Consider the following 4,443-nt stretch of genomic DNA (forward strand, 5'->3'; position numbering starts at 1 on the left):
GGTGAAGTAAGACTGCACGACCAAATCAGTTGCAAGGATGCTACGTCAGTGCATGTTCGACGCGGGCGATTCGTTGCTCCCCGCCTGGCTGACCCGGGGCGGGTTCCATTGCGATTCGTCCCACATCGGTTGTGGTTCGGGAACGGGGACCGACATGTCTGGCTGAGAGATAGCCGGAACGGATTGATGCTGAACCGGTCGGCTGCGGAACATTTGGTGGTAGTCGGCCAAATGCTGATCCACGTCTCGAGAGAGCATGCGTCCGTTGGCATGACCTGCGATCACACACCCGTAGTACAACGCCGTTCCGCCGCCGGGGATGAACCAACTGGCCGTGCCCGCCACATAGGTTCCGTAGGCGGGGTACAGAATGCGATTGGCTTCGATGATCCCGGCTCGATCGTGGCGATCGTAGAGATAAGCCATCACGTCTCGCGAAGCGATCGTTTCGTGCCAAGTTGGAAAGAACATGTACGCCAGAGCGTAGGTGCCTTGATAGCGACGACGCGTGAAGTCTTTGGCATGAGCGAGTTCATGCAGCGCGATCGCTGGCACGTCACTGTAGAGGTGAACCGTCTGCGTGAATGGGTTGAAGTGGTCTCCGCCGAAGAAGCGACCTGGCAAAATCGTTTCGCCACCGACGGACAACAGTCCCAACGTGTAACGATAAGGCCAAGCGACGGTTTTGTTCTGTCGCAGTCGGTGAAAGTCTTGCAGCGGTGCGTATTGGTTCATCCGCACCTTCACGTGCGGCAGGTTGTTCTCATCCAAGTAGCTGGCCACCGTCTCTACGGTCGGGGCAGTGAGATGGTGATTGTCGACCCGATGGTCCCACAACAAGATTTTGTCAGGGATGCCCCAAATCCATCCCGCGGTATCGAGCACCTTGTGGGGCTCGCCAAATTCAACCTGGCTGCTTGAATCGTTGAGCAGCTCGGGAGCGATGTATTGCGGGCGAGCAGGAATGTGGGCGGGCGTCAGCACGTGACAACCGGTGGAACTGAGCAGTCCCAACGTGGTCACCACGAGAGCCAAGAGTTGGCAACGAATCGCTGCGTGCACCTTCATTCCGCCAATCCCTTCACCGAATTCTGATGTCGACTGAGACTCACGAAGTGATTTTCGCGAGCGAGCCTATCCATGAACCGAAGCGAACCAGCACCTGGCTCGGCTCCGCAGGATTTCTATCGGAAGGGAACCGGGTCCAGGACGAATCGAACTGGACCGGTCATGCGAATTTCGCTGCCTTTGACGGCAACGGTTTCACGTCGTCCGTTTCACGCCAAGCGGTCGGTCGCCACGTGATAGTGCGGGTCTTCGGAAACGTTGACTTCGACCAAATCACCTGCTTGATTCAGCAGCGAGCGACATTCTTCGCTGAGGTGAGTCAGATGCAAACGTTTGCCAGCGGCTTGGTACTTCTCCGCGAGTCCATTGATGGCTTCCAGACCCGATTGGTCGTAGACGCGGCTGTAGTAGAAGTCGATCACCACGTCATCGGGATCTTCGGCAACGTTGAACATCTCTTTGAACGAGGACACCGATGCGAAGAACAACGGGCCGTGCAATTGATAAATCTTGCTGCCGAACTCATTGATTTTGACATCGGCACCGATGTGCGTGGCGTGTTGCCAAGCGAAGACCAACGCCGAGACGATCACGCCCAAGATCACAGCCGACGCCAAGTCGTGCATGAACACGGTGTATCCAGCCACCAAGATCATCACAAACATGTCACTGCGAGGCATGCGGCGAAGCATCTTCAGCGACGCCCATTCGAACGTTCCGATCACCACCATGAACATGACGCCGACCAAAGCCGCCATTGGAATTTGTTCAATCCAAGGTGCCAAGAACAACACGAACAACAGCAAACAGATTGCGGCGGTGATTCCTGAGAGTCGACCACGACCGCCCGAGTTCACGTTGATCAGTGACTGACCAATCATAGCACAGCCGCCCATGCCGCCGAACAAACCACACACCAAGTTGGCCGTGCCTTGCCCGATGCATTCGCGGTTGCCTTGCCCACGTGTTTCAGTGATCTCGTCGATCAACGACAACGTCATCAAGGATTCGATGAGTCCCACTCCGCACAGAACGATTGCGAATGGGAAGATGATTTTCAGAGTGGCCCAGTTGAATGGAACCATTTCGAACTCCATCCAGAACGGCATTGGCAATCCGCCGCTGATGCCGGATTCGGAGCTCGCCGTTTCGTCCGCTTCCGGATCGGCCGGTGGCATCTCAATGTCAGGCGTGTCGGTCGCCGACGCGAAGGAATCTTTGATCGATGGTCCGTCTTGCGCGACAACGGCACTGATCAATGTGGTGGATCCATCGGCCGGGCTAGCAGGATTGAATTGCCCGGCATGCAGGGCGGCTTCGGCTTCCTCGGCTGCCATGGCTTCGTTGGCGGCTTTGGTTTCAGCCGCGATCGTATTGGTTCGCAACATGTCACCGACGGTTGCTACCAAGTTGTCACCGGACTCGTTTTGTTGCGATTGATTCACCGCCACGGCGATTAAGGTGATACTCAGAATCGCTGCCAGCGAAGCGGGGATTGCCGTCGTGACCTTGGGCAGCAACCAAATGATCGCCATTGTCAAACCAACCAATGCCAACATCGCAACTAAAGGCAAACCGTTCAGGTAAACCAAGGATCCCGATTCAGATAGCGTCTTGAAACTGCCCAGCTGAGCCATACCAATGACGATCGCCAATCCGTTGACGAAACCCAGCATCACCGGGTGCGGCACCATGCGGATCAGTTTTCCCAAACGCAGCAAACCAATGATGATTTGCAACACGCCGCACAAGATCACGGTCGGGAACAAGTACTCGATGCCATGATCGGCGACCAAGGCAACGACGACCACAGCCATGGCTCCGGTTGCACCTGAGATCATCCCGGGACGGCCACCGACGACGGCGGTGATCAACCCAAGAAAGAAAGCCGAGTACAAACCGATCAGAGGTGACACGCCAGCGACGAAAGCGAAGGCGATCGCTTCTGGTACGAGGGCCAACGCAACGGTCAGGCCAGAAAGAAGGTCGTTCTTAAACGAACTGGTTTGTTGACGAAAGAAGTTCAGCATGTTTGTTTCCGAAGCCGCGACTCATCGATTCAGTCGCTGGCTCTGCTAGGTCATTAGAATGGGAGCTTCCTCAAACGTAGGCCACCGTGAGACAAAAGCACGACCGAATGAATATTCGGGGCATCAGCAAAAACCCGATCGACTTACCACTGAGGTATCGCGGGCGGGTTCTAAAACCCAAGAAGCGACGCAGGTCATTCCGTTCCATTCCTGCGTGAAAGCCGGACTATAATCCTGTCCTACCATGGGTCAACGTGAATTCACTTGGCCCAGCCCGCCTACCGTCGATGCCACTATCGCTCGTTATCGACACACCAGAAGTCGGTGCGCAACTTAACGCGTCCCACACTGACTTTAAGTTCCTCCGTGGTGACTGTTCGCCCCGGTACCCACCTCGTTTGTCCCACCAAATCCACAGATTTCGATCATGCGGCTCGTTTCAGATTTTTTTAGTGCTTTTCCGTTTCTTCCACGAAACTCCACACCCTCCGCGTTGATGTCACTGGTGTTAACCGGATGCTGTCTGATCAGCAGTGGATTGCCATCGGTCGCGAATGCGGATGAACCGGCGGAGCAAACAGGCAGCGTTTCGGTGAAAGTCTTTGACACCAATGCACCAGGTTGGCGGCAATTGGATGGTGACGATTTCGTACGAGTCAACGGCGACGATCAAACGCTGACATGGGAAGGCACCGAGGCACTCGGCAGCGGCCAGCCCATCGGTGTGACCAGAACCAATTTTGAAGTCAAAAACTTCGAACTGGTCATCCAGTGGATGCATCTCAAACCGGCCGGCAACTCGGGCGTTTTCGCTTGGGTGCCCATGTCAGCCCTGAAAGACCTGCCGCCCAATCGACTTCCCAACACGGGCATCGAAGTCCAAATGCTGGACCTCGACTATGGCCGCATGTACACCGAAAAGACTGGCAAGCCACCCACTTGGTTCACCAGCCACGGCGACATCTTTGCCGTCGGGAAGTCATCCATGCAGCCGTTCCCACCGCTTTCGCCCGATGGGCATCGCAGTTTTCCATCGGCTGAAACAACGAATCCGCACGGCGAATGGAATCAGTACTACGTCCGTGGGATCAATGGCGAGATTCGATTGTGGGTCAACGGCGTGGAGGTCTCCGGCGGACGCAGTTGCTCGCCCGATGAAGGCTTCCTGTGCCTGGAATCCGAAGGCAGCCCAATTCGATTCCGCGAAATTTGGCTGCGTGAGCTCCCCTGAGCTCCGGTTTAGGAACAATTCGGAAACAACTTCGGGATCTAAAAGGTAGTGGAAGGGCGCGAGCCCTCTGGTGACACACCGGGCGGCTCGCGCCGCTCCGCTATAACCGAACTT

The 4,443-nt window shown here is 55.9% G+C and carries 3 protein-coding genes; 1 reads left to right on the forward strand and 2 read right to left on the reverse strand.

What is annotated here, in order from left to right:
• Nucleotides 1-45: 45 nt before the first annotated feature.
• The gene (locus RE6C_RS20065; RefSeq protein ID WP_008659498.1) at nucleotides 46-1,068 is read right to left on the reverse strand and encodes a hypothetical protein; all 1,023 of its coding nucleotides are present in this window, start codon (nucleotides 1,066-1,068) and stop codon (nucleotides 46-48) included.
• 209 nt (nucleotides 1,069-1,277) lie between these two features.
• Nucleotides 1,278-3,098, reverse strand: coding sequence for a SulP family inorganic anion transporter (locus RE6C_RS20075; RefSeq protein WP_008659500.1), 1,821 nt, complete (start codon nucleotides 3,096-3,098; stop codon nucleotides 1,278-1,280).
• A gap of 496 nt (nucleotides 3,099-3,594) precedes the next feature.
• On the opposite strand from RE6C_RS20075, the gene RE6C_RS20080 reads away from it, so the two are divergent.
• Entirely contained in the window at nucleotides 3,595-4,329 is a 735-nt protein-coding gene (locus RE6C_RS20080) for a 3-keto-disaccharide hydrolase (protein WP_008659501.1), read from the forward strand.
• Nucleotides 4,330-4,443: the final 114 nt, after the last annotated feature.

This window comes from Rhodopirellula europaea 6C (assembly GCF_000338295.1).
GTDB classification, from domain to species: Bacteria; Planctomycetota; Planctomycetia; order Pirellulales; family Pirellulaceae; genus Rhodopirellula; species Rhodopirellula europaea.